24 protein-coding genes are annotated in these 26,336 nt (G+C 44.0%); 5 read left to right on the plus strand and 19 right to left on the minus strand.

Annotation, left to right across the window (positions count from 1 at the left end; all coding sequences use genetic code 11):
• The first annotated feature begins 116 nt into the window (after window positions 1-116).
• Window positions 117-368, plus strand: a complete 252-nt coding sequence (locus ACIFOD_RS15470; RefSeq protein ID WP_430315361.1) for a YuzF family protein — start codon at window positions 117-119, stop codon at window positions 366-368.
• A 92-nt stretch (window positions 369-460) separates the two neighbouring features.
• Window positions 461-646 (plus strand): hypothetical protein, encoded by a 186-nt coding sequence (locus ACIFOD_RS15475; protein WP_113970100.1) that lies wholly within the window; start codon window positions 461-463, stop codon window positions 644-646.
• Window positions 647-688: 42 nt separating this feature from the next.
• Here ACIFOD_RS15475 and ACIFOD_RS15480 read toward each other — a convergent pair whose 3' ends face one another.
• The 12 genes from ACIFOD_RS15480 to ACIFOD_RS15535 form a co-directional block, all read right to left on the minus strand.
• Complete coding sequence (locus ACIFOD_RS15480; RefSeq protein WP_430315478.1) at window positions 689-1,462, minus strand: arylamine N-acetyltransferase family protein; 774 nt, start codon at window positions 1,460-1,462, stop codon at window positions 689-691.
• 90 nt (window positions 1,463-1,552) lie between these two features.
• On the minus strand, window positions 1,553-2,506 hold the full coding sequence (locus tag ACIFOD_RS15485; RefSeq protein ID WP_430315362.1) for a PDR/VanB family oxidoreductase: 954 nt from the start codon (window positions 2,504-2,506) through the stop codon (window positions 1,553-1,555).
• The gene (locus ACIFOD_RS15490) at window positions 2,503-2,991 is read right to left on the minus strand and encodes a dimethylamine monooxygenase subunit DmmA family protein (RefSeq protein WP_430315363.1); all 489 of its coding nucleotides are present in this window, start codon (window positions 2,989-2,991) and stop codon (window positions 2,503-2,505) included. Before ACIFOD_RS15490 ends, ACIFOD_RS15485 begins: the two co-directional genes overlap by 4 nt.
• The gene (locus tag ACIFOD_RS15495; protein WP_430315364.1) at window positions 2,988-3,926 is read right to left on the minus strand and encodes a heme-dependent oxidative N-demethylase family protein; all 939 of its coding nucleotides are present in this window, start codon (window positions 3,924-3,926) and stop codon (window positions 2,988-2,990) included. The genes ACIFOD_RS15490 and ACIFOD_RS15495 overlap by 4 nt, the downstream gene beginning before the upstream one ends.
• A 76-nt stretch (window positions 3,927-4,002) precedes the next feature.
• Entirely contained in the window at window positions 4,003-5,871 is a 1,869-nt protein-coding gene (shc, locus tag ACIFOD_RS15500; RefSeq protein WP_430315365.1) for a squalene--hopene cyclase, read from the minus strand.
• Window positions 5,872-5,983: 112 nt separating this feature from the next.
• On the minus strand, window positions 5,984-6,697 hold the full coding sequence (locus ACIFOD_RS15505; RefSeq protein WP_430315366.1) for a DUF2161 domain-containing phosphodiesterase: 714 nt from the start codon (window positions 6,695-6,697) through the stop codon (window positions 5,984-5,986).
• Window positions 6,698-6,945: 248 nt separating this feature from the next.
• Window positions 6,946-8,394, minus strand: coding sequence for an N-acetylglucosamine-specific PTS transporter subunit IIBC (gene nagE, locus ACIFOD_RS15510; RefSeq protein ID WP_430315367.1), 1,449 nt, complete (start codon window positions 8,392-8,394; stop codon window positions 6,946-6,948).
• A 228-nt stretch (window positions 8,395-8,622) separates the two neighbouring features.
• Entirely contained in the window at window positions 8,623-10,110 is a 1,488-nt protein-coding gene (locus tag ACIFOD_RS15515; protein ID WP_430315368.1) for a glutamate synthase subunit beta, read from the minus strand.
• 17 nt (window positions 10,111-10,127) lie between these two features.
• Window positions 10,128-14,726: a glutamate synthase large subunit gene (gltB, locus tag ACIFOD_RS15520; protein ID WP_430315369.1), complete on the minus strand. Its 4,599-nt coding sequence runs from the start codon at window positions 14,724-14,726 to the stop codon at window positions 10,128-10,130.
• Between the two features lie 430 nt (window positions 14,727-15,156).
• Window positions 15,157-15,615 (minus strand): DinB family protein, encoded by a 459-nt coding sequence (locus ACIFOD_RS15525; RefSeq protein WP_430315370.1) that lies wholly within the window; start codon window positions 15,613-15,615, stop codon window positions 15,157-15,159.
• 125 nt (window positions 15,616-15,740) lie between these two features.
• Entirely contained in the window at window positions 15,741-16,202 is a 462-nt protein-coding gene (locus ACIFOD_RS15530) for an SRPBCC family protein (protein WP_430315371.1), read from the minus strand.
• Entirely contained in the window at window positions 16,195-16,545 is a 351-nt protein-coding gene (locus ACIFOD_RS15535; protein ID WP_397552518.1) for a MerR family DNA-binding transcriptional regulator, read from the minus strand. Before ACIFOD_RS15535 ends, ACIFOD_RS15530 begins: the two co-directional genes overlap by 8 nt.
• Before the next feature lie 414 nt (window positions 16,546-16,959).
• On the opposite strand from ACIFOD_RS15535, the gene ACIFOD_RS15540 reads away from it, so the two are divergent.
• Entirely contained in the window at window positions 16,960-18,531 is a 1,572-nt protein-coding gene (locus ACIFOD_RS15540) for a family 10 glycosylhydrolase (protein WP_430315479.1), read from the plus strand.
• 39 nt (window positions 18,532-18,570) lie between these two features.
• Here the strand turns inward: ACIFOD_RS15540 and ACIFOD_RS15545 are convergent, their stop codons facing one another.
• The 7 genes from ACIFOD_RS15545 to ACIFOD_RS15575 all read right to left on the minus strand — a co-directional run bounded on the left by ACIFOD_RS15545 (window position 18,571) and on the right by ACIFOD_RS15575 (window position 24,725).
• Window positions 18,571-19,122, minus strand: a complete 552-nt coding sequence (locus ACIFOD_RS15545; protein ID WP_430315372.1) for a cysteine dioxygenase — start codon at window positions 19,120-19,122, stop codon at window positions 18,571-18,573.
• A 17-nt stretch (window positions 19,123-19,139) separates the two neighbouring features.
• Window positions 19,140-20,063, minus strand: coding sequence for a DMT family transporter (locus ACIFOD_RS15550; RefSeq protein WP_430315373.1), 924 nt, complete (start codon window positions 20,061-20,063; stop codon window positions 19,140-19,142).
• A 386-nt stretch (window positions 20,064-20,449) separates the two neighbouring features.
• Window positions 20,450-21,781 carry a 6-phospho-beta-glucosidase gene (locus ACIFOD_RS15555; protein ID WP_430315374.1) on the minus strand — a complete coding sequence of 444 codons (1,332 nt, stop codon included), beginning with the start codon at window positions 21,779-21,781 and terminating at the stop codon, window positions 20,450-20,452.
• Window positions 21,782-21,800: 19 nt separating this feature from the next.
• Window positions 21,801-22,091: a hypothetical protein gene (locus ACIFOD_RS15560; protein ID WP_430315375.1), complete on the minus strand. Its 291-nt coding sequence runs from the start codon at window positions 22,089-22,091 to the stop codon at window positions 21,801-21,803.
• A gap of 151 nt (window positions 22,092-22,242) precedes the next feature.
• Entirely contained in the window at window positions 22,243-23,523 is a 1,281-nt protein-coding gene (locus ACIFOD_RS15565) for a PTS sugar transporter subunit IIC (protein WP_430315376.1), read from the minus strand.
• A gap of 27 nt (window positions 23,524-23,550) precedes the next feature.
• Entirely contained in the window at window positions 23,551-23,856 is a 306-nt protein-coding gene (locus ACIFOD_RS15570) for a PTS sugar transporter subunit IIB (RefSeq protein ID WP_044339788.1), read from the minus strand.
• Between the two features lie 2 nt (window positions 23,857-23,858).
• On the minus strand, window positions 23,859-24,725 hold the full coding sequence (locus ACIFOD_RS15575) for a MurR/RpiR family transcriptional regulator (RefSeq protein ID WP_430315377.1): 867 nt from the start codon (window positions 24,723-24,725) through the stop codon (window positions 23,859-23,861).
• Window positions 24,726-24,884: 159 nt separating this feature from the next.
• Between ACIFOD_RS15575 and ACIFOD_RS15580 the strand changes: the two genes are divergently transcribed.
• Together ACIFOD_RS15580 and ACIFOD_RS15585 are read left to right on the plus strand one after the other, a co-directional pair.
• Window positions 24,885-25,217, plus strand: coding sequence for a PTS lactose/cellobiose transporter subunit IIA (locus ACIFOD_RS15580; RefSeq protein ID WP_430315378.1), 333 nt, complete (start codon window positions 24,885-24,887; stop codon window positions 25,215-25,217).
• Window positions 25,218-25,235: 18 nt separating this feature from the next.
• A complete protein-coding gene (locus ACIFOD_RS15585) occupies window positions 25,236-26,324 on the plus strand; it encodes a DUF871 domain-containing protein (RefSeq protein ID WP_430315379.1) in 1,089 nt (362 codons plus the stop codon).
• Window positions 26,325-26,336: the final 12 nt, after the last annotated feature.

Raw genomic sequence — 26,336 nt, forward strand, 5'->3', positions numbered from 1 at the left:
GGGCCCTCATTTCATCAGGGTTCATTCCTTTCTGCTTTGATCAATAATACAAACCTCCCTTCTTACATACAAATGAAGAGATAGCCTAAAAACTTCATCTTGAAGGAGAGTGCTTCATGTATAGCTATTATCACCCTTATAATCGTAACCAGGGCACGAATGTAAATACTTCGTATACCATGTTGATTGATCCATTCGTCGTCAGCAGACTGCAGTCCGTTATGGGAAAAATGCTCATTGTGGAGACAACGAAAGATACGATTCGAGGCGACTTGATCGAGGTTCAACCAGATCATATCAGCTTAAAAGCTGGTGACTCTGTCTTTTTCGTAAGGATCCAACAAATCGTCTCCATAATGCCTGTGTAACTAGTCCATCTGTTAGTAAGCAACACCGATAATCTTGGGTTCAACTTCCCCTTCCCTCCGACATATACTATCATGAGAGGAGGCATGACAGAATGGATCGTTTTATTCTTTTATTAGTAGCAGGTATTTTATCCGGATTTGCATTGTTGAAAGCTCCTTTAGCAGGGACGTTTTTAGCGAGCATTGCCCCGGTAACGAACATCATTGGCATATTGGCAATTCTCATATTCTCTCTTTTCCTTATATATAAAGGCGTTATGGAAATACTCGGCAAGTAAAGATATTGACTCAGATTTTTTCTGAGTCTTTTTTTATGCTCATTATTCAAACCAGATGTTCAGTAGTTTTTGATATCTTTCATGATCGATTTCCTCTTTCTCCATCTCTCCATCCTTCCATTGTGTAAAGGACGTATCGGTTAACGTTACATTTCCGTTATCCGTCCGTTTTGTCAGCAATGGATGCTTGTTAAAAGGGGAACCTGAATGTGTGGCAATAATTGTTTGAATGTCATTCAATTGAGTGACATCCTTTATGGGGTCCCCCGAATCGAAAGCATATCCGGTTCTCCATTCCGAATGCTTATGCTTTAATTTCATTTCAAAAATATTATCCCCATGGGGACTGTCGGCCTCTTTAACTCTAAACTCCCCACTTGAAGAAACGACCGCTTCTCCCGATAATGGTACCGGTTTTAACGGGAGATTTCCTCCAAACCCCGTATCAATCACATACGCTGTATCTTTATGAGTGACTAAAATGACCACATGGGTTCTTCCTAACGTCTGGTACTGCTCTTTATCATGATCGTAAACGACTCCACGAACGAGAGATGCATCAAATTGATTTTCAATCAAAAATAAATAAAACAATGAATTCAATTCATAACATAGGCCCCCTTCGTTCTTCACGAGCATTTTATTCATTAGATTTTCTTTGGTAAGATCGTTGAATGTATTTCCGATCACGCATAGATTTTCGAATGGGATGCTTTTAGCTGTTTCTTCTAAAATGGTATCTAGTTGTTGAAAGGTTATTTTCCCGGTGGTTGGATAATGTATTCTTTTGCAAAATAATGTATTTAGATCGGTGATGGTGAGCCCTCCATTTCATAAGTATCATTCTCCATTAGGGTGTAACTGTTTATTATCTACTTTATTAGAAAAACACCACGTATGCCATTGTCACAACTGAATTCGCAACTTCCCAGACTGTGCACGGGATACACATGACAAAATCGAGCGATGTCCATTCCGTTCTTCCTCATTCAAAAAAGAATCACCATGATCGACTTTTCCCTCTAACACTTTTAATTCACACGTTCCGCACCGGCCGGCCCGGCAGGAATAGGGAGCCTTGATCCCTGACTTGAGCAGTGCGTCTAACAGAGTCTCTTCTTCCGAAACAGAAACGGTTTGACCACTCGTTAACTCCACTTCAAATCTTCGACGTGTCAGTGTCTGTGGAGGGGTGAATCGTTCGTAATGGATACTCGACGACGGATATCCGATATCCAGGGCACTTCTTGTAAATTCTTCGATAAATGAAGGTGGACCACAGAAGTATACGTGGGTCCCCACTCTGTGCTCCCAAAGACTTGCATCTGTTAATCTCTTTTCTTTTGAAAAATAAAATTGAGTCTGCTCAGGATAGGTTTCCGTTAGAAAGGAATAGAAAGGACAAGTCTCTCTCGATTTCACTGCATAATGAAGTTCGAAGGTCCGTCCCTCCTCCTTAAGCTCTGCCATCATGGACATGAAAGGGGTGATACCAATTCCCGCGGCATAGAATACATGATGTTTTGCTTTAAAGCTCAGTGGGAAATGATTTTGTGGAAATCCCACTTGCAAGGTGTCCCCCACCTTCATACGTTCATGCCAATACAGAGAGCCTCCCTGGGACGATTCATTTAGACGGATGGCGATATGATAGGCGGCTGTTTGACCAGGTCGGTTCGTTAAGGAATACGATCTGGCAATGGTTTGTCCATCCAGCTCAAAATATGTAGTAATATGGGATCCCCCGCTAAAATAAGGAAGGGGCTCGTTATGTTTATGAGCCAGCGTAAACCTTTTAACGTGAGGGGTTTCTTGATGAATGGACTTGACTTTGACGGGGATGGTTTTATGTAGATTCACCTTCCATCACTCCCTGTTTCTAAGTTTGCGTATCCGAGGTATGACCCCTGTAATGGAGAGTAATGGTCGGAAACGGATAGCTTTAAGTGACAATGGGAACAGGTCGTCAGGAGATTACCCAATTTTCCGCTATCAATCTTTGTTTTCTGATGGCATTTGCAACAGAACACATCGATCATTCTGACACCGTGACCAATAAATTGCGCTTCCTCTTCAGAAAAACCACATTCCACAGCCACGTTCTTGAAATTTTCCAGCTTACTCCACTCCATTGCTATGTAAAGAAAAGTGCCCATCTTCTGATTTCGCATCCACATTGAGATATCGGTTTCTTCCTTTTCACCCAGGAAAACCACTTCAAAGGAGACATTCTCCTTCATTACTTTTTTAATAATGGGAGTCAGTCGCTCCATCCCCTTTTGATCACCACAAAATAAGTACTTTCGTATACTATGGACGAACAATGGCTTTATCTCGTCCTTCATTTCGTCACCCGCTTCCCGTTCAAATACTCGATGACCACATCTTTAAATAAGGAAATCCCTTTGTAATCAGATATATGTGAAGGAAGCTCCTGAAGGATTTGATAAAACTCCTCGGTCCATTCCGGGTTTCGAGCGAACTTTTCCAGTGAGAGGAGGTGGGTATGAATCGTGAATAGTAATCCGTTCGAGCCCGGTAAACGGAACAGTTTCTGCACCTCTACCCTCAAATGAACGAATCCGCCTACATTTTCTCCCGTAACTGCCCTTCTATCCTTCCCCCACTGATCGAAGGTTTCAAGAGAAGTAGCCAAACGATCCCCCGCCATTAACGACCAGTTCCGCCTGACCCAAGGGTCCCCTGCTTCCATACGCATTAAAAACGTCAGAATTCGCTGATCTAATCCCTCTTCCTTAAATCCCGGGATCGGCTTATGAATTTCCTTAAAATTCATTCCTGCATTAAAAGCAAGGGACCAATTGGCAGGAAAACAAAGCTGCCCCGCATCCAAATATAAATCCCCGTCCCGCTGCAACATCAAAATCAGGTCCTCTTGCACATGCCGACCGATAAAATCGAGTGGTTCCATGGATAAAGTGGATTCATCCCCAAGTATAAAAGTTGTTTGTTCATTTAGAATATGATTGTGGAACGTCCATTTCCCCTCATTTTTCTCAAGGGAAAACTGTTGAGGATAATACGCAGTGAGATGTTGAATGACCAGCTCTGTTACTTCCCATTGAGCTTTCAAGGTATGCCGCCGAGACTGAAAGCACCGCTCGGGATGCTGAGTAAGCAGTTCCCGTTTAAGCCTGATTTCTTTTTGATAAGACGATGTAACCTCCACACTACTCTGCTCCTCCAAAGGAACCGAATTATTCGAATACCGATACACATCCCCCTTAAAAGGATAAGGAAACGAATCCACTTTCACCATACAACCACTCCTTTTGTCCGAAAATTCTTACTTTTATTTTATCCCATGGAGGGACGGACCTCAAGAGGTCCGTCCCTCACCCGTATTTCTCTTGGTACCGGCTGAGTGTGATCAGGGGCCATATCCACCGGTAGCTATGGTAATGTATATAGAAGTTTCCTGGAAGACCGACTCCTGTGGGGTACGTTTTGGATGAGTCATCCTCTTCTTCGTTCATTAATTCGAGAAGCGCCATGATGCCCAGGTCTATAGCAGGGGTTGGTTTGTCTTCGATACAGATGAGAGATTCCAGTGCCCATGCTGTTTGTGAAGGGGTACTGAAAGAAAGAGGCACGTATTTCTTCTCCTGATCACTGTAACAGGATTCTCCCCAGCCACCGTCTTTGTGTTGAATGCTTTCCAGCCATGCTTTAGCTCTTTGGATATGTTTATCAGAAGAAGGTACTCCCGTTGCTTTCATCCCTGTGATGGCCGCCCACGTTCCATAGATATAGCAGACACCCCAGCGACCGTACCAGGATCCATCGTCCCTTTGCATCAGCTTCAGCCATTGAACCCCCCTTTTCACCTGTGGATGATCCTTGGTCATTCCTGCCCGGCTGCCCAGGAATTCCAATGTTCTTCCTGTTAGATCAGGGGTGGAAGGATCGATTGCCGCTGCCTCTGCCCCGTCCATTGGAAAGGAGGTTAGAATGCCTTTTGTTTTGTTTTTTTCAAAAGCCGGCCAGCCCCCATCACGATTCTGCATGCCAAGTGTCCATTCGAGCCCACGATCCCATGATTGTCGGACAAGTGGATTCTCAGCAGCGGAGTAAGTTATCGCCCTGAGCGCAGCTGTCGTATCGTCCACATCAGGGTGAATGCTGTTGCTCTCTGAAAAGCCCCATCCCCCAGGCTTCACAACGCTCTCCATCGCCCAATCTCCATACCGAAAATGTTGTTTCTTTAGAAGGTACTCCAACGCTTTCTCTATGGAGTGGTCTCGTGCATCCACCCCCGCTTCCTGGATCGTATAGCTGATCAGGGCTGTATCCCACACGGTTGAGGGAGAGTTTTGAAAATGAGTGCCTTTCTTTGTTTCACATGCCATCTCTTTTAATCCATTCATTGCCTTGACAATGGTGGGATCATTCTTTTTATAGCCCAAAGCCAGCAGGGCATATATCATATAAAAAGTCGTGCTGAAGTAACTAAGATACGTTCCATCTGATTCGATTCGTTGCAGCATATACTGCTGGGCAAATTGCCTTGCCTGTTGATGAAGATGGGATGGAATACTTATTAAGGACTGTAGGCCTTCGTTGATTTTCGAAAATAACTTCAGCTCCCTTTCACTGTATCTTACTTCATGTGGTGCCCGGGACAGATGCTGTATTTGTGGAATGCTGTTTGATTTTAACGAGAATCGCTGATCTTTCAGCAGCAGCATTGGTGCCAAATGAGCTCGTGCATAGCTGCTGAAATCCCAGAAATTCAGGGGGAATTGCTTCGGAATCATTAAAAACTCGATGCGTATCGGAAGCAAATGCCTCCAATCATATTGTCCATGAATGGCAAGCATACATTTCGTAATCGAATGCGCCTCGTGAAAGCCACCCTTTTTCTCAATAAAACGTTTGGCTTTCTCCAGTCTCTTATCCTCCTTCTCCACCAATCCACTAAACAATAGGGCAAAGTAAGCATCAATCGTTGAAGACAGATTTCCTTCCTTCTCATCCTCAAAAAGCTTCCATGTCCCTTCCCTTGTTTGCACTTTCCAAAGGCGTTTCACCAGCCGTCCCACAAGCTCTTCATCATCCATCTCAAGGGAACGTAGAAGAATAATCATATACGCATCGGTCATCACGCTATTTTCAAAGCAGAAGAACCAGCTTCCGTCTGTATTCTGTTTATGCTGAAGATCACTCACCATTTTATGAATCGTGTTCTCAATCTTCTTTCTCATACATTTATCCTCCCGATATCTGCTTTGATGTAATGTATATGTGAAGAATGCGGGTACTAGTAGTGAGATGCAAAGAAGAGCCTGCTCTCCGGTTGCGGAGGGCAGGCTCTTTCTATTGTTCTTCTATTTTCTTTGAGTAATAGCTTACAAGTTCAGGATACTTCTCAAGCTCTTTTTTTCCTTGCTCCGTTATCTGGTAAACTCCCCTTTTTACCCGCTCAAACCATCGGTAATAATTCTTCTGAAGAATGGATGGAGTTTTTGCACCCGTGCCCAACTTAGCTAAGTTCCTCGGAGACATGGGCCCGTGTCTTTCCAGGTAACAGGCAATCTGAATGCAGTTTTCCTTGTAAGCCGTCATGATTTTCGTTTTATTGCTTCCGCCTACATTATAATCTGCACTGCGCCCTTCGATTTCTTTTACAAGAGCCGCACGCTTCCTCTTACTGTTCTTCATACTCTTACTCCGGTCAAAGGCTTCCGGATGAATGACAAAATCAAGCTTTGGTGTTTTCGTTGTAAACGAAACGGTAATCAGACCGAGCTCTAATCTGCGAACCAAGTGACAGACATCATTCCACCGCTTTGACCGGGGACGCTTTGGTTTCGGGATCGCAATGTACACAAGGTCTGTGAGTCTCTGCCGCTTTGTCGCTTGAATAAGAAGCTCGACATTCAATGACAGCTTCAATTCTACAATCACAAGTTCGTCTTCTTTAAAGGCAGTTACATCACAATCGTTCACTTCACCGTTCACCTGGTAACCCTGTTTATGAAAATGTTTTTGGATCGGTTGATAAAGATCCATTTCTTTAAGTTTCTTCATGGTAAAAACCTTTCTGGGAAAGAATTCTTTAGAGTAAAGTATAGACTATTCAAGAGATTTTTGCAGTTTGGGAGAAAAAGAGACCCCAACTCATGGTGAGGGAGTTGGGGTGGAAGGCTTTTGGTTTCGTTTATCTGCCATTTGAGGAATATATCTACCAAAATCATCTTTTATCTGCCCTATTTACGATATATCTGCCATTCTGCAGAATCCGACACATTTTGCCATCCTTTCACATGATACAATCCCTACCCTCGAATTCTCTCAATTTCATCAGCCACAAACTGCACCGACGTCCCGACGATCACTTGAATGCTATTTTCCCCAACCACATGAAGACCCGGAACCCCTGTCGCTTTGATTCGCGCCTGATCCACTGCATCCATGTCCTTCACTTCCACTCTCAATCTTGTAATACAGTTATCAACGGATGTTACATTTTCATCTCCGCCGAGTCCTGCATAGATCTCCGATGCCATCACAGCAAACTTATCGCTTTGAGTATGCACAGATGCACTCTCCACAACTGCATCTTCATTATCCTCTTCACGCCCCGGAGTCATAAGATTGAACTTCGCGATCATGAAACGGAACAAGAAATAGTAGAGAAGGGCAAATACAACACCTTGTATGAGTAGCATGTAAGGAAGATTCGCTAGCGGGAGCCTTGAACTCAGGACAAAATCGACGAACCCTGCGCTGAAACCGAACCCGGCCGTCCATTGAAAGAAGGAAGCAATGGCCAGGGATAATCCTGTCAACACAGCATGTGCTACATAAAGGGCAGGTGCCACAAACATGAAGGCAAACTCCAGAGGCTCTGTCACTCCTGTGAAAAAGGAAGCAAAACCGGCTGCCAGCATAAGTGACGCTACCTGCTTCTTCTTACTTGGCTTTGCAGCATGATAGATGGCAAGTCCCGCTGCAGGAAGACCAAACATCATAACCGGGAAGAACCCAGCCTGATACATACCCGTCACACCTTTTTCACCCTTACCCGACCAGAAGTTCCCGATATCATTAATACCGGCAACGTCGAACCAGAACACGGAATTCAAGGCATGATGTAATCCAGTAGGAATTAATAATCGATTAAAGAATCCATATAAACCAGCACCCGTGAAGCTTAATCCACTGATTTCTTTCCCGAATGATACCAGAGCAGTATAGATGACCGGCCAAATGAACAGCATCACGCCTGATACTACCAGCATGGCAACCGCCGACATGATCGGAACCAATCGTTTCCCGCTAAAAAAGGCAAGTGCATCCGGAAGCTTCACGTGACTGAATCGATTGTACATACTCGCGGCCACTATCCCTGACAGTATCCCGACAAACTGATTCCCGATTTTCTCAAATGCCGGATTGACCGCCGCGGCATCGACTCCTTGAAGCAGAGCCACTGAATCCGTTGAAAGGAGTGTCGTAATCACGAGATAAGCGACCAACCCGCTCAGTGCTGCAGAACCATCCTTCGTTTTGGCCATACCCAGTGCTACACCGACTGCAAACAGAATCGACATATTATCAATGATCGAAGCGCCCGCCTTAATTAAGAAAGCGGCAATCGGACTATCCGCGCCCCAGCCAGTAGGATCGATCCAATACCCAATCCCCATCAGAATCGCAGCAGCCGGCAAAACGGCAACCGGAAGCATCAACGAACGACCAATGCGCTGAAGATATTTCATCATTTTGTTTTCCCCCTATCAGTCTATTTTTCACTTCAAGATGCTTTGTCCAGAAAATAGGACAAAACCTCTCCCATAAAAAATATTCCGGTTCCTACCTGTTTAGAAGTGAATATGGAGGAATATTCAGCTCCAAACAACCATCCCCACCGTAATTCACTACATACAATCAAAAAAACAAAGAAAAACCCCCGTCAGGCATCCAAAGCCCGACGGAGGTCCGTCCCTCTATTAAGGTAATTCAGTTCCACCCATGAGGTAGCGGTCGCATTCGCGTGCTGCTTCACGGCCTTCGTTGATGGCCCAGACGATGAGGCTTTGGCCTCGGCGCATGTCTCCTGCTGCGAAGACTCCATCGACGTTGGTCAGGTATTTGCCGTACTCTGCTTTAACGGTGGAATTGCTGTTTGTTTCGACTTCAAGTTCCTTGATCAGGTCTTGTTCCGGCCCACTGAATCCGATTGCCAGAAGAACAAGATCTGCCGGCCATACTTTTTCCGTTCCAGGAATTTCATCGCGGATTTTGTTTCCATCTTCGTCATAACGAAGCTTTACATTAATCGTATGAACTTCTTTGATATGACCATGTTCGTCACCGACAAACTTCTTGGTCATGACAGCGTACGCACGTGGATCTTCTCCAAGCACTTCAGCTGCTTCTTTTTGACCGTACTCCACCCGGTGAATGACCGGGTATTGAGGCCATGGATTGCCGACTTCATCCCGCATGGCACCCTTTTTATCGTAGATATCAAACTGAGTGAGGCTTTTACAGTTATGTCTTACAGAAGTGGCTAAACAGTCTGTACCTGTATCTCCACCACCGATGACGATGACCTTTTTCCCTTCAGCAGAAATATAATTTCCGTCTTCCAGGTTGGAATCCAATAGACTTTTTGTATTGGAATGAAGGAAATCCATTGCGTAGTGAACGCCTTTCAGATTTCGTCCATCTACTTGGATGTCACGATGAACGGCCGCTCCTCCGCACAAGATGACTGCATCAAAGTTTTCACGCAGGTTTTCGACTGTGTAGTCTTTTCCGACCTCGGTATTCGTAACGAATTCAATGCCCTCTCCCGCTAAAATATCAACGCGGCGCTTAACGACTGAATAAGGCAGTTTCATTTCTGGAATGCCATATGTTAATAGTCCGCCTACACGATCATTTTTTTCAAAAACAGTCACAAGGTGCCCAGCTTTATTCAATTGAGCAGCAGAGGCTAATCCTGCAGGACCTGAACCTACGACCGCCACTCGTTTACCGGTACGGTGTTCGGGTGGTTCCGGAATGACCCAGCCTTCTTCAAACCCTTTTTCAATAATCGAGCGTTCCACGGTTCTGATCGCTACAGGCGGCTCATTGATTCCGAGTACACATGCTCCTTCACATGGTGCCGGACAAGCAAAACCGGTAAATTCCGGGAAGTTGTTCATCTGATGCTCGCGCTTAAGGGCTTCTTTCCATTGACCCTGATACACCAGGTCGTTCCATTCCGGTATTAAGTGATACACGGGGCAACCCGTTGTTGCTCCGTTGATTTCCATCCCGGACTGACAAGTGGGAACGCCGCAGTCCATACAGCGTGCCCCTTGTTTTTTGACTTCTTCTTCCGAAAGAGGAGAGGTGTAATCGTTCCAATCCTTCGTTCTTTCAGCCGGATGGCGTTCATCTAAAGTATGTCTTTTATATTCCATGAACCCAGTTGGTTTTCCCATAATATCCCCCTCCCTCTTTATTTCGCTGGTTCTAACACTTTTTTCTCTTCTTTTGTACCTTCTTCAAATGCTGCCATTTCAGCATCGAATTTCTCTAATCCACTATTCTCAAGCTCACTGATCCGTTCTCTCATCTTGAGGTACGATTTCGGAATCACGCGTACAAATTTTGACACGTAGGAATCCCAGTTCGCTAATATTTTCTTCCCATTGTTGCTGGATGTATAATGAACGTATTTCTCGATCATGTCGTATACATCTTTCATTTCTTCCGGGTCAAATAATGGTTGAACGAGGACAAGCTCCTGGTTACATCTCGATCTGAAGTTTTCATCCTCATCCAGTACATAAGCGACTCCACCTGACATACCTGCGGCAAAGTTTCGGCCTGTAAGTCCGAGTACAACCACTTTTCCACCTGTCATATATTCACATCCGTGATCCCCGACGCTTTCAACAACTACCTGCGCTCCACTGTTACGGACACAGAAGCGCTCGCCGGCCACTCCATAAATATATGCTTCTCCACCAGACGCCCCGTAGAAGGAAACGTTACCGATGATCGTATTTCGTTCTGGGATGAACGTAGCGGTTGGATCAGGATGAACGATGATTCTCCCGCCTGATAAACCTTTTCCTACGAAGTCATTGGAATCTCCCACAAGTCTCAGTGTCAGACCTTTTGGAATAAAGGCACCGAAGCTTTGTCCTGCTGATCCTTTAAACGTCAAGCGAATTGTATCTTCCGGTAGGCCCTCTGCCCCGTAACGTTTTGTAATTTCGCTTCCAAGCATCGTGCCGGTTACACGGTGAATGTTTCGAATCGCTGTCGTCCATTCAACCGGTTCTCCCGTTTCAATCGCTTGGCGGCAGCGAGGAATCAGCTCTTGATAATCGAGTGTCTTCTCAAGTTCGTGATCCTGTTTTCTTGTCGCATAGCGGCCCACCTTTTCAGGCACATCCGGCTGATGCAGAAGAGCAGAGAGGTCGATCCCTTTCCCTTTCCAATGATCAATGGCTTCGTTTGCTTCAAGGATATCCGTTCTGCCAATCATTTCATTGATCGTTCTGAAACCAAGTTGAGCCATAAGCTCTCTTGTTTCCTGGGCAACAAATCGCATGAAGTTCGCTACATGTTCAGGGTCACCTGTATATTTTTTACGTAATTCAGGGTCTTGTGTCGCAATACCGACTGGACATGTATTCAAATGACAAACACGCATCATCACACATCCAAGTACAACGAGCGGTGCAGTCGAGAACCCATACTCTTCTGCTCCTAGAAGCGATGCAACCACCACATCCCGGCCCGTCATCATTTTCCCATCAGTCTCGACGACAATCCGGTCACGAAGACGATTCAGTAACAGGGTCTGATGAGCTTCGGCAAGACCGATCTCCCACGGCAATCCTGTATGTTTCAGACTCGTTCTCGGTGCTGCACCCGTTCCTCCGTCATATCCACTGATTAACACAACATCCGCCCGGCCTTTTGCCACACCTGCAGCGATCGTCCCAACACCGACAGCTGATACCAGCTTCACGCTGATGCGGGCCTGCGGGTTTGCATTCTTCAGGTTATAAATCAGCTCGGCAAGGTCTTCAATCGAATAGATATCATGATGAGGCGGTGGTGAAATCAATTCCACTCCAGGAGTAGATCCCCGCACTTCAGCAACCCAGGGATAAACTTTTTTGCCAGGGAGATGTCCACCTTCACCAGGTTTCGCTCCTTGTGCAACTTTGATTTGAATTTCGTCCGCATTTACCAGGTAATGGCTTGTTACACCGAAGCGTCCTGACGCTACTTGTTTGATCGAGCTGCGTCTTGAATCCCCATTTTCATCCGGGGTGAAGCGGCTTGGATGTTCCCCACCTTCACCTGAGTTGCTCCGTCCGCCAATTTTATTCATGGCAATCGCTAATGCTTCATGGGCTTCCTGACTGATGGATCCGAATGACATGGCACCGGTCTTGAATCGGCGACAGATTTCTTCCACTGATTCAACCTCTTCAATCGGGATAGGCTTCGTTTCTTTAAACGAAAGAAGTCCACGAAGAGATTGCAGATTCTGCTTTTCGTCTGTAAGCATGTTGGAATATTTTTTGAATAACTCATAATTATCCGTACGGCATGCATGTTGAAGAGTGTGAATCGTACTTGGATTGTACGCATGATCTTCTCCATTTTTCCGGTATTGGAATTCATCTCCGGAATCCAATGTTTGTTGATTGTCTTTTCGCTCATTGAACGCTTTTCGGTGCCTTAAAAGCACTTCTTTTTCGATGATATCCATCCCTATCCCGCCGAGTCTCGACGCTGTACGGGTGAAATACTTGTCAATCACATCTTTATGAATGCCTACCGCTTCAAAAATCTGTGCTCCACGGTAGCTTTGAATCGTAGAGATCCCCATTTTAGATAAAACTTTGATGACACCGTCTGTCCCTGATTTCACAAAGCTTTGCACCGCTTGTTCGTAAGTGGTATCTTGCAGCTCGCCCTTATCGATCAGATTACGCAGTGTTTCATAGGCTAAATACGGATTGATTGCTTCTGCACCATAGCCAAGCAGGGTTGCGAAATGATGAACCTCTCTTGGTTCCCCTGATTCTAAAAGGATGCTGACAGTCGTACGCGTTCCTTGGCGAATTAAGTGATGATGCAGCCCTGAAACGGCAAGGAGTGCTGGAATGGCTGCCTTATCCTTCACAACTCCACGGTCAGATAAAATAAGGAGTGTCGCACCGTCTTCAACGGCCTGGTCAGCTTTTTCATACAGAGCATCCAGCGTGCTTTCAAGCTGATCTTCTTCATCGGTTACATCAAATAAAATGGATAAAGTAACGGCTTTAAAGCCCTTTTCGTTTTGATGACGAAGCTTTTCAAGCTCTTCTCCGGTTATAATCGGTGAATTTAAATGGATATGCCTGCAGCTTTCAGGACCCGGGTCAACCAGGTTTCCTTCTGCTCCAATCGTTGTACCTACAGATGTAATGATCTGTTCTCGGATCGCATCGATCGGTGGGTTTGTTACTTGGGCAAAAAGCTGTTTGAAGTAGTTATAAAGAAGCTGTGGCTTTTTCGATAATACTGCAAGAGGCGAATCATATCCCATGGAACCAACCGGATCTTTGCCGTCCGTCACCATCGGCTTAATGATTTTGTTCAACTCCTCATTTGTGTAGCCAAAAGCCTGTTGCTGTAAACGCACTTCTTCTGAATCCAGTTGAACTGGTTCATGCGTCGTTTCAGGCAGATCTTCAAGTTCAAATTTATTATTATCCAGCCAATGTCTGTACGGATGCTCGGAAGCAACTCGCAGCTTGATCTCTTCATCAGGAATGATTCTCCCTTTTTCAAGATCAACAAGCAGCATTTTCCCTGGCTGTAATCGATCTTTGTAAACAATATCATCAGCAAAAATATCCAGGGCCCCTACTTCAGAACCAAGAACAATCATGCCGCCCTTTGTCACATAGTAACGTGCCGGGCGTAGTCCATTTCGGTCCAGACAGGCTCCAATCTGCTTTCCATCCGTAAACACAAGGGCTGCCGGTCCATCCCACGGCTCCATCAAACAGCTATGATATTCGTAGAAGTCCTTTTTCTTCGGATGGATCGTGTCATCGTTTTCCCAAGGCTCAGGTACCATCATCATGGCCGTGTGGGCAAGGGATCTTCCAGATAAATGAAGGAATTCAAAGCAGTTATCAAACATAGAGGAATCACTGCCTGTCTCATCAATAACAGGAAGGATTTTTTCCAGATCTTCTTCTTTAAATGCACTTGATTGGCACAGCTTCTCACGTGCGCGCATCCAGTTCACATTACCTCTTAATGTATTGAATTCTCCATTATGAATCGTATATCGGTTTGGATGAGATCGCTGCCAGCTTGGGAAAGTGTTTGTACTAAATCGGGAATGTACAAGGGCTAAAGCTGATCGGAACTCAGGGTGGTTGAGGTCAATATAAAAAGAATCGAGCTGTTCCGGGATGAGCATCCCCTTGTAAACGATGGTCGTGGACGACAAGCTACAAAGATAGACATCTTCTTGTCCCTCAACAGTTGCCACTTCTTTTTCAATTCGTTTACGGATCACATATAACTTGCGTTCGAAATCCATCCGGGACTGTATATCCTCGGATACGCCGATGAATACCTGGCGGATGAACGGCTTCGACTTGGAAGCCACTTTTCCGACAAAGGAATCATTGAGGGGAACAGGTCTCCAGCCAAGTGTCTTCTGACCTTCTTCTTCAATGATGCGTTCGAAGATTTCTTTGCTCTTCATGCGCTTCTCATAATTTTCAGGAAGGAACACCATTCCGATTCCATATTCACCTTTTCTCGGAAGGATGATGTCTTCTTTCTCACATTGCTTTTTGAAGAAATGATGAGGGATTTGGGTGAGGATACCTGCACCGTCACCAGTACTTGTATCTGCTGATTGTCCTCCGCGGTGCTCTAAGTTACATAGAATATTAATGGCATTTTGAACGATGTTATGACTCTTCGTCCCATCAATATTTGCGATCATTCCAATTCCACATGCTTCATGTTCTTGCGCAGGATCATACATGCCTTGCGCTACAGGAAGATTCGTTTTCATCCAATGTCCTCCTCTACTAAACTTGTATATTGTTTGAATAATTAACCGGTTAATTAAATTTTCTTAATTTTCGTTAGTATATCATGAAATTTAGAAAAAACGAAAAATTAAGTTAATGGAAAAATTGTGGTTTTTCCAAATATATATGTAATATACTGATTGAACGTTGATATATAAATGTTTATTTTCACTCAATATTCAGAATCTTTTAAAGCTTGATGCAATCGTAAAGAAATCGCTTACAAAAAACCACTCACTGGAACATTTTTCAACAAATTCCAACATGAATTTTCATGCAAAATTTTAATTAAAAAATTTTTTTCATACCCTGAAATTCAGGTGCTGAAACCCTTCTTCTTTTCCCTCCGATATTAAAATTCAAACCAAGTGAAGAGGGACGGACCTCCGAAATCTCGGAGGTCCGTCCCTCTCAAATCAGTTCATTTATCTGTTTCATATGGTGTTCATCATGTTTGGCTAAGTTATTAAAATAGTCATGGATTGTTATTTTGCTTTTGCCGATGGTTATCTCCCTGTGCCATTCCTGGTCGTCCACTGTCAGGATTGCTTTATGCAGTTTTTGTCTTGTAAGAATGAATGCTTCAATTGTTTCGTGTTTGGAACGCTTTCTGCTTTCCTTTGCAGCCTGATGATTCAATTCATCCGGGTCAGGCCCAGGAGGCATTTCTTTCCCTATTTTAAAATAAGGAATGCGGCTTTCCAGGACAAATCGGTCCCACGGTATGAAGTGTCCGATGATCTCTGCTACACTCCACTTCCCTTCATCAATCGGCCTTCTCCATTGTTCCTCAGATATGGACTCAAGTGAAGTCACCCATTCCAATACATTTTTATGATGCATCAAGATTTTTTCTTTTTGATTATCCATTCGCTACATCCCCTTCTAAATAACACTAACGATTCTACATTCGATTAGAGAAGAGATAGTTCCTGCTTGTGAACGTTGAGAGGGACGGACCTCCACGATTCGTGGAGGTCCGTCCCTCTTCTGTGCTATTTATTCGCTTCTTTCAATGCTTCGCTTTCAACAAGGTCCATGAAATCGGTGACGACTTTGTTGTTGTTTTTTTCTCCCCCCAGTTTTAATAAGACTTTCCCCAGGAAGTTCACTCCTCTGTTTTCGCCTTTATAGATGAATCTGGTTTCTCCGTCGTCTATTTTGTGAAGGGTGAATTCCGCTTCGATTTCAAAGGCTTTGGCAAGTGTAAAACCAATTTTATTGTGTTTTTTCTCGGGTGTGTTCTCGTACTCGAGGTCTTCTACAATATACGTCTCGATTCTTTTCCCCTCTTTGTATTTCTGTTGGTAGGTGGAGCCTACCACGCCTTCCTTTTGCTCCAGTACCTTGTTTTCAACGACGTTAGGCATAATTCGTTGAATGTTCTCAATCTCAAACAAATGCCAAATCGTTTCAATATTGACTGGAATCTTCCGTTCTTCACACCATTTAATCATTCGTATCCTCTCCTATTCCCATCTCAAAGAAATCATCCATTTCCTCGATCACTGTTTGTATGCGCTCTATCTCAGCTTCCAAATCCCGTTTCTTGGCCCGGATCAATTGTTCCAGATTCTCAAAGGATTCGTCATTTACGACGGTTAACATTTCTTGAATGGAAAAGTTAAACCTCCTTAAGTAGACCAATAATCGTCCCACTAGATATGATCCATTATCATAATAGCGATAGTTGTTTGCAGGATCGATATACACAGGTTCCAGCAACTTTATCTCTGCGTAGTAACGCAGGGTTTCCTTACTTAGTCCTGTCATCTTGGAAAACTCGCTCACCTTGTACATTCTTTCCACCTCACACCTAAATCATAAACCATGTGGTGCACCACACGGTCAATCCCATTCTTTAAAATGATTTCTCGACCCTATCTTAGTAAAGTGAGGTTTTCATGAATCGATGCACTGCCTTTTACAATCTCCTCTTCACTTCTAACTCCTATTTTACCACCACTTCACCCCGATTGTTCGCAACATTCTGTATTCAATCTTTCCCTTTCTTTTCTTTTTAGAACTATTTATCTAGTCAAATCATCCCGATTACCGATAGAATATTCAGTTTTTTCACCTCATTGGTACTATATACCATAGGAACGCAACACCTTATAATGAAAATAGAAATAATATTTCATGTTTTTATCTTATTTCGTGAAGTATTATTTCAATAAAATGAAAACGGTTTCTTTTATAGGGAATCAGTTAATGAAAGCGGGGGATTTGTTGATGAAAGCAGTAAAGTACATGATCATGGCCGCCTTGTTGTTCTCGCTTGCCCTTCCTTTTTCTACAGGAAAAGCAAAAGCTTCGGAAACTCATGCGCCTAAACATGAAATGCGTGCAGCATGGATTGCCACGGTTCAAAACATTGATGTGAAAGCTGGAATGGACAAGCAGGAGTATACGGATTGGGTGGCAGAAACCCTTGACGAGCTAAAAGAGTTGAAGTTTAATACCGTCATCTATCAGGTGAAACCTACTGTAGATGCCTTCTATCCTTCTGAACTGGCTCCTTGGTCCCAGTACATTACAGGTGACAAACAAGGAACCGATCCGGGATATGATCCACTTCAGGTCATGATCGATGAATCTCATAAGCGCGGAATCGAGGTTCATGCATGGGTGAATCCGTACCGAATCACGATGGCAAACCAAACGATCGAGTCACTTGCAGATGACAATGTAGCTAAGCTGCATCCAGAATGGGTAGTGAAATATGGCAAGCAATATTATTTGGACCCGGGTATACCTGAAGTCCAAGAATACCTGATTGATACGGTTGAAGAATTAGTGAGCAATTACGACATTGAAGCCGTTCACATGGACGACTATTTCTATCCTTACCGAATTGCAGGAGAAAGCTTCCCAGATCAAGATACATACGAGAAATATGGAAGTTCGTATGACGATATTGAAGACTGGAGACGAAATAACGTAGATGTTCTTGTAGCTGACATCAATTCAGCCATCAAAGACATTAAAGAATGGGTCCAGTTCGGTATTTCCCCATTTGGTGTATGGAGAAATATTGCTGATGATCCTACAGGAAGCGACACACAGGCAGGACAAACGAATTATGACGACTTATATGCAGACACCCGTCAATGGATCAAGGATGGAAGCATCGATTATATTACCCCTCAAATCTATTGGTCTAGAAATCTGGCTGTTGCTAACTACTCCGTTCTATTAGATTGGTGGAGTCAGGAAGTGAATGAGTATGCGTACAATCATCCTGTTAATCTTTATATCGGGATGGCTGACTATAAAGTAGGAGACAATTTTGACCAGGAATGGTTCAATCCTTACGAGCTGCCTGAGCAAATCATGGACAACCGTGATAACGGAACGGCCCTTGGACAAATGCATTTTTCCCTTAGACAAATATTTGAAAACCCACTTGGTTACGCAGATATTTTACGTAACGAGGTTTACACAGAACCTGCTTTAACCCCTGCCACTCCTTGGAACAATGCTAAGCTTCCAAAGAAACCGAACACGGTGAAAGCAGACAAACATGAAGATCATGTAACTTTAACCATCGATGATAATCATCACTCCGATGCCAGAAAATATGTCATCTATCGCTTTGATGGCGTGAAAGAAGGAGATTACGAGAATCCAGCTAACATTGTGGATGTCGTGTATTCTCAAGAAGGGCTTACAACGTATGAAGATACTTCAACCGAAGAAGGTGGGATGTACACATATGGTGTTACGTCTGTTTCTCCGACAGGGGTAGAAAGTAAGGATGCAAAAACAGTACGAGTACGTTAATATGAAAGAGCGTTTCCCCGTTATGGAGAAACGCTCTTTCTACTTCAACCGCATTTCTTTTACTTTTTGCCTGATATGATCCGGCCACCATGCCCCGCATTCTTCCGATACCACACAGGCCGCACATTTTTCCAAGTCGTACACCATCATACCCTGAATGGGAGGAGAATAGAGATGGAGGGTCACCAGGTTTTCCCCACTCCCCTTCTTCATTTTGTGAACACCCTTTTTCGGTGCAAAAAAGAAAGAACCTTCCCTATATTCGCGATCAAATATCTCCTGTGGAAGCTGGTTCTCTTTTACTTCAAAGATTGTATTGACTGAAGTCCCGCTCAGAACTTGGATCCATCCCTTTGAGTCCCCATGATCATGGGGAGCACATTCCATGTCGGACCAATTCATTACAAGGAGCTCTGCTACTTCATTTTGATAAAGGAGCTTTCGATAATATGGCTTACCATCCGGAGACTGTAAGTATGGCTGTATATCATCGAGACTCATTTGAAGAGATTGCAAGACTTCTTTAAGTTCTTTGGTGGAAGGGGTAGTCAATTCATCCAATCTATCCTTAATCCGTTCCCTTAAGATCACCGCGATACCTCCCTGTGTTATCGTTTCCTCCATAGAAACCGATGGAAAACAGAAATCAACTGGCCATTTACAATCACAACCCCTATTATAATTATGACTCCACCCAGTATCGTTATGAAGAAAATATTCTCGTGCAGAAGAAAGATTGCCGCAATGAGTGTGGTTACTGGCTCTAAATAGAGAAACATCGACACCTTTGATGCATCCAATACCTCAAGTGCTTTTCCCCAGTACCAGTACGCAATACCTGATACAAATACACCGAGGAACATCAAGTGGGCCCATTCCACATTTGATAAAAGAGAAATGCCTTCCCAGCCCCGGTTTCGGATGAGAAACGGGATGGTTAAGCTGAAACCCAGTAGACTCATATAAAAGGTGATGACGAGGGATGGCAGCTCAATACGGAGTTTTTTCAGCAACACAGAGTAGATGGCCCAGTTTAATGTACTGAGGATCATCAGGATATAACCGATGTTAACGGCAAATCCGATAGATTGCCCGCTCCTCGCTGTCGTCACCATCAACACACCAGTAATTGCTATAATCATGCCTAGCGCTTTTGGAACCGTCATTTTTTCATGTAAGAAAATCATGGAGAGGATTACGGTGAAAACGGGAGAAAATGAAATCATCCAGCCTGCGGATGATGCATCAATTGTAAGGAGGGCCGTCGCCTGGATCACTTGATGAACGAAGACGCCAAGTAACCCCAACACTATCAGGTGCGGGATATATCTGATCGGAATGGTGAGTCGATAACTTTTTAAAAGTAAGAGCATGAGCAGAAACAGAGCTCCGATCGCAAACCGAAGAACGAGCAGCGTATACGGATCAAGGGTGTCCAACACTGCCTTTGTTGATACAAATGATATGCCCCAGAAGCTGATTGATATCGTGGCATATAAAGAGGCGGCAACCTTTGTTTTAACTGGAATCATAGGCGGGATATCCTTTCAGAAAAAGGTCTTTGTATCAAAGTATGCTCGTCCGAGGGAAAGATGTGGGGATTGTGGTGGAATTTAGTGTGGGGATGGGATGAGTTTAGGCGGATTTGAAAATAAGTTTGGGAAATTGAAAATAAACTGGAATCCGGCCCCGCTCAGGCATCGCTTATCTATCGAATGTCGATAATATAATGGGCAAAGTCGATAATATATCCAGCAAATCGATAATAAACATGCCAAACTCGATAATATATCCGAAAAGTCGATAATAAACAGCTCAAAGTCGATAATATCTCAACCAAAACCACTTCCAACCTCCATTCTCCTCGCCAATCCACGCAAAAAGTGCCCCAAATCAATATTTGAGACACTTCCCAACCTTAACTATGTGTAAATCGCTCACGAAACTGCGGTAAATACTCTTTATGTACCTCAAGCATTTCATCCAGCAGTAGCTTCGCCTTCACATCACTCGTCACCAACGGATTGATCGTCATAGCAAGCATCGCTTTCTCATAGGACCCTGTAACCGATGCTTCCGCAGCAACCCGTTCAAAGGATTTAATTTGATGAACAAGTCCACTCACAGCCACCGGCAGCTCACCGACGGCAATCGGCTTAGGACCAGACTTTGTAACGACGCAGTTCACTTCCACAGCAGATCCACGTGGTAGATCACTGATCGCTCCCTCATTGCGGACATTCAGGGTTTGAATATCACAGCGATCATTATAAATGGATGAGATGAGATTACAAGCCGCATCGCTGTAATAAGCCCCTCCCCTTTGTTCAAGCTGTGGAGGCTTGATATCAAGGTTTTCATCCTTGTAAAGTTCAAAAAGCTCATTTTCTAATTGCTGAACCACTTCTGCCCTGGTGGTCCCCGTCTTGAATTCTTCTAGCTGCTTTTCTAAAATATCACTTGTTTTATAAAAATAACGGTGATAAGGACATGGGATGATCCCGAGACTCTTAATGAACTCCGGATCCCATGGAAGCGGCGCAATATTCCTCATGCTGACCTGCTTGTCAGGGTTACTCATGATTTCCAGAACGTCCTCTAAAACTGACTCACCATCCACCAAAACGTCCAATCCGTACACCATATGATTCAATCCTGCGAAATCGATATGGAGTCGTTCTACCTCCACATCTAGAAGCTTGGCCAATGTCATTCTCGTATTAATGGGAAGATTACATACACCTATGACCTTAGGATGTGACCCGTAACGCAATAAAGCCTCTGTCACCATACCGGCAGGATTCGTAAAATTGATCAACCAGGCGTCCGGGCAAAGCTCCTGCATTTCATCAGCGATTTCAAGCAGAACAGGAATCGTCCTCATTCCCTTGAACAATCCCCCGGCTCCATTCGTTTCCTGACCGATCATCCCATACTTGATTGGAAGCCTCTCATCTTGAATTCTTGCCTTTAGTTGTCCGACTCTCATTTGAGTCGTGACAAAATCAGCATCTACTAACGCCTCTTTCCGGTCCAGTGTAAGGTGAATTCCCATGGGAACCCCCGCTTTTTCTACCATTCTTTTCGCCAAATTCCCGACGATGTCGAGCTTATCTTTTCCTGCCTCAATATCCACCAGCCACAGCTCACTCACTGGAAGCTCATCATAACGCTTGATCAATCCTTCAACAAACTCGGGAGTATAGCTTGAGCCTCCGCCGATAGTAACGATCTTGATTCCGTTTTTCATTGTGAATGCCTCCCCGAGATTACTTGGCAACAAAGGCCAGAATAAAGCTTATTAAGAAACTGACAACCACTGCCAATAAAACTCGCTTCTTTTTAACTGAAGCATCTTCAACGGGCCCTTCCAATTTTAAAAGAACAAATGAGAGTCCGACCGAAGCAGATATCCCCGTTGCAAAAAATACGCTCCAATCCTTTGTGAGACCTGCACTCATCAAAGGTTTGGAAAGAAGTAAAAGTCCAATGGATACGGAGATTAGAAGAACAAACACACTTCTAAAACCGATTCGCTTCGGGACAACCTTTTCTGTCATTTGAATCACTCCTAATGCTAATGAAGAAGTGGGAATCCTAGGACCCCCACTTCTGCTTATTGATATGATCGTATTCTGCTAGAGGCAAAGAACGCCTTTCCGGTGGACTTGCCTTATGCTTGTCGCCTCTGAGGAAAGCCCCTCCGCTTTTCTATGCCGCTTGTTGATCGCTTTCTTCCATCTTCATCATCTTCTTGTCATACATCTTGAAGAATGGGAAATAGATAGCGAACGAGATTGCGATATTGATAAGAACCATGACGATGGCTCTCCAGTCACCACCGGTTGCCAGGTAAGCTCCGATTGGTGCCGGCAGTGTCCAAGGTGGCATGATATAGGTTGGTGACACCAGTCCTACAGTTGTTGCAATGTATGAAAGAGTTCCCGTAATCAGCGGGATCGTTACGAATGGGATGATCAGAATCGGATTCAATACAATAGGAGCACCAAAGATGATTGGCTCATTGATATTGAAGATACCCGGTACAATACTTGTTCTTCCTAACGCTTTCAGGTATTTTGAGCGGGAGAAGAAGACCATCGCCAGAACCAACCCAAGAGTTGCTCCTGATCCACCGATCCAGATGAACCATTGGTAGAATGTTTCTGGTGCGATGTGTGGAATCGCTTCTCCGTTTGCAACGGCATCTGCGTTGTTTACAAGGAACACTTCCCATAGTGGACGGGCAACCGTTCCTACTACAGACACCCCATGGATACCGAATGACCAGAAGAATGTAATTAAGAATACTGGGATCAATACGCCGAATATACTGTCACCAGCTGTGACTAGTGGGGCAACCGCTACACCGATTAGATGATGTAAGTCTACTCCGGCTACTACGGTAACCGCAGATACCAATAGAATAACAATCGCTACAGGAATAAGTGCTTCAAAGCTTCGTGATACAGATGCCGGAACTTGCTCAGGCATTTTGATCGTAATATTTTTCGTCTTACAGAAACGTAAAATTTCAACTGCCAGAATCGAGACGACCATGGCAACGAATAATCCATGACCACCGAGGTTGGTCATTGGCAGGACCCAGCCTTCTCCGTCCATTACTTTAGGTGTAATCGTTAGTAGAAGTGCTGCTACTGAAATTTGTGCACCGGATAATGGATCCAGGTTATAGCTTTTCGAGAGGTTGTATCCTATCCCGAAGGCTATATAGAGTGACATGATAAACATGGTCAGTCGATACGGAATCAGGATTTCGACGATGTTGTCAGCGGCCCACTGTTTGATGTCTCCGAATATTCCGCCATCAGGAAGCGGTGGAAAAGCCAAGATCAGGAAAAATGAACCGACGATAATAAATGGCAGTGCTGAAATAACCCCATCCCGGATTGCTTGCAAATGCCTTTGTTCAGAGAGCCGGGCCATTGGACCTGACAAGTTGTTCTCTAGAAAATTCACAAACTTTTGCATGTTTGTACCCCCTTGTTTCCTATTAAATTAGTTGGTTAATTCTTTTACTGTTTTCAGTAAAGTTGGACCGCCAAGTGGCGTGTACGCTTGTGGAGGAATCGGACCACAAGGCACATTCGCTTCATCAGCGGCTTTCTTCACTTGGTCAAAACGGTGACGGATCTGAGGTGCTACCATACAAACATCCCATCCCTTGGATATTTCCTCAGATACTTCACCGGTCCCGATTGCATGGACTTCCATCTCGATCCCTGCTTTGTCCCCTTCTTTTTTCAGTGCATTCACGACAATTGCGCTGGACATTCCACCTGAACATACGAATAATACTCTCATTTCTACTCTTCCTCCTCTTTCATCCTTTGAACTACTTCATGTGTATGAATAATTTGCTCGTAAACGCCATGTCCTTTTTTCATGCATAAAGCGACGAATAAAGCATCAATCACAACGAGTTGAGCAATTCTTGCCGTCATGGTCCCGATTCTGATATTGTGTTCTTCCTCGGAAATCGTCAGGACGATATCAGCGAGCTTTCTTGCCGGGGATTTCCCATGCTGTGTCAATAGAACGATAATGGCCCCTTTTTCCTGAGCGACGTTCATGAGCTTCAGTATTTCCTTTGTCTGACCCGAGGTTGAGACGACGAAGAGAACGTCTCTCTCGGTTAAGTTTGCGGCCATCATCATTTGCACGTGGATATCACTCGCTTGAAAGGCCAGATAGTTGAGCCGTAACAGCTTTTGCGTAAAGTCCTCCGCTACTACAGCTGAACCGCCTACTCCATACAGGTATACCCGTTCAGCTTTATGGAACGCGTTCACAGCCCGATCCAGTTCATCTATGGAAAAAAGCTTTTCCGTGTTCTTGATCGCTTGATAGGTGTTCACCAGAACTTTATTGAATACGGTCTCAAGATTGTCTTCAAAGTGCAGGAGTGTATTGATGTCATGACTCTTTGTTTCTTCACTATTCGTGCTTTTGGCCAGTTCGATTTTTAAACCGCTGAAACTATTGATCCCGATTCGTTTGCAGAACCGGATGATGGCTGCTTCACTGCTGCCGCATGATTGTGAAAGTTGCTTTGTCGTCATTTCCATCACTTTCTCAGGAAACTCCAACACATATTGAGCAACCGCAATTTCAGACGGGGTGTAGTTCTCCATCTGACTTTTGATGTGTTTTAATACTTGAAATTCCGTCATAGTCACCTCCAAAAAATGATTGTCTTGAAAAGGCTTTCAGTTTAATATGATTATATGCGATAATGAAATTAAATTTCAATATTATTTTAAAATATTTAAACTTTTATTTTACTATTCTAGTAGAAACCAGTTCTTAACAGGAATGAGGAGGAATACGCAATGGCAGAGGTACGCAACGTAGAAATGGAAATTTTTGAAATTATATCAAACGGCGGGAATGCAAAAAGCACCGCATATGAGGCACTGGCAAAGGCACACGAAGGTAAGTTTGATGAAGCTGTAGAGATGCTGAAAACAGCCCATGCTGAACTGAACAAAGCTCACAAAACGCAAACCAGTCTCATTCAGGCTGAAATCAATGGAGAAAATTTTGAAAAATCACTTCTGATGATTCATGCCCAGGACCACTTGATGACCTCTATCAGTGAAATCTCGTTGATCGAACAAATGATACCCTTGTTAAAAAGATTAGATAAACTTGAAAACAACTAATATTAAGGAGGCTTACCAATGAGTAAAAGACTGGGAGTTTCAATTTACCCCAACCATTCCACGACTGAAAAGGATAAAGAATATCTGGCTTTGGCTGCGTCTTACGGTTTTAAGCGTGTGTTTACCTGCTTATTATCAGTTGAAGGAGACAAAGATGGGATCATCTCGAACTTTAAAGAAACGATTAAGTTTGCCCGTGAAAAAAATATGGAAGTCATCGCAGACATCAGTCCCCGTATTTTCAAAGAACTGAACATCTCGTATGATGATTTATCCTTTTTTGCCGACCTGGGGGCTCACGGTATCCGCCTTGATCTCGGGTATACAGGGCATGAAGAATCGATGATGTCATACAACCCTTATGACCTGAAAATTGAACTTAATATGAGTAATGCTACGAAGTACATCGATAACATTATGACATATCAGCCTAATAAGGACCAATTACTCGGATGTCATAACTTCTATCCGCACCGCTACTCCGGATTATCCTATCCATTCTTTATTGAATGCAGTAAAAAGTTTAAAGACTTCGGGATGAGAACGGCTGCGTTTGTCTCTTCTTCCGATGCAACATTCGGTCCCTGGCCGGTCACGGAAGGATTGCCCACGTTAGAAATGCACAGGAACCTTCCGATCGATGTTCAGGCGAAGCATCTTTTTGCCACAGGGTTAATTGATGATGTCATTATCAGTAACGCTTATGCATCAGAACATGAAATGCAACTGCTTAGCGAACTGAACAGATCGAAGCTTACCTTTACAGTCGAAACCCATGAAACGACAACAGACTTAGAAAAGACGATTATTTTTGAAGAACCGCACTTCTATCGTGGTGACGTATCTGATTATATGATCCGCTCGACTCAAAGCCGCGTGAAATATCGTGGAAGAGAATTTGCCCCCCATAATACGGTAGACATTAAACGCGGCGATATTGTGATTGAAAACGACCTATATGCCCAGTATGCAGGAGAACTTCAGGTAGCGCTTCAAGATATGGACAATTCAGGCAAAACCAATGTGGTGGGACGGATCCGCGAAGAAGAAATCTTCTTATTGGATTACCTGAAGCCTTGGGGTAAATTTGCCTTTCAAACCAAGTAAAGTGGAGGTTTC

The sequence above is a fragment of the Rossellomorea sp. NRS-1567 genome (assembly GCF_050467885.1).
In the GTDB taxonomy this organism is placed as follows: Bacteria; Bacillota; Bacilli; order Bacillales; family Bacillaceae_B; genus Rossellomorea; species Rossellomorea aquimaris_C.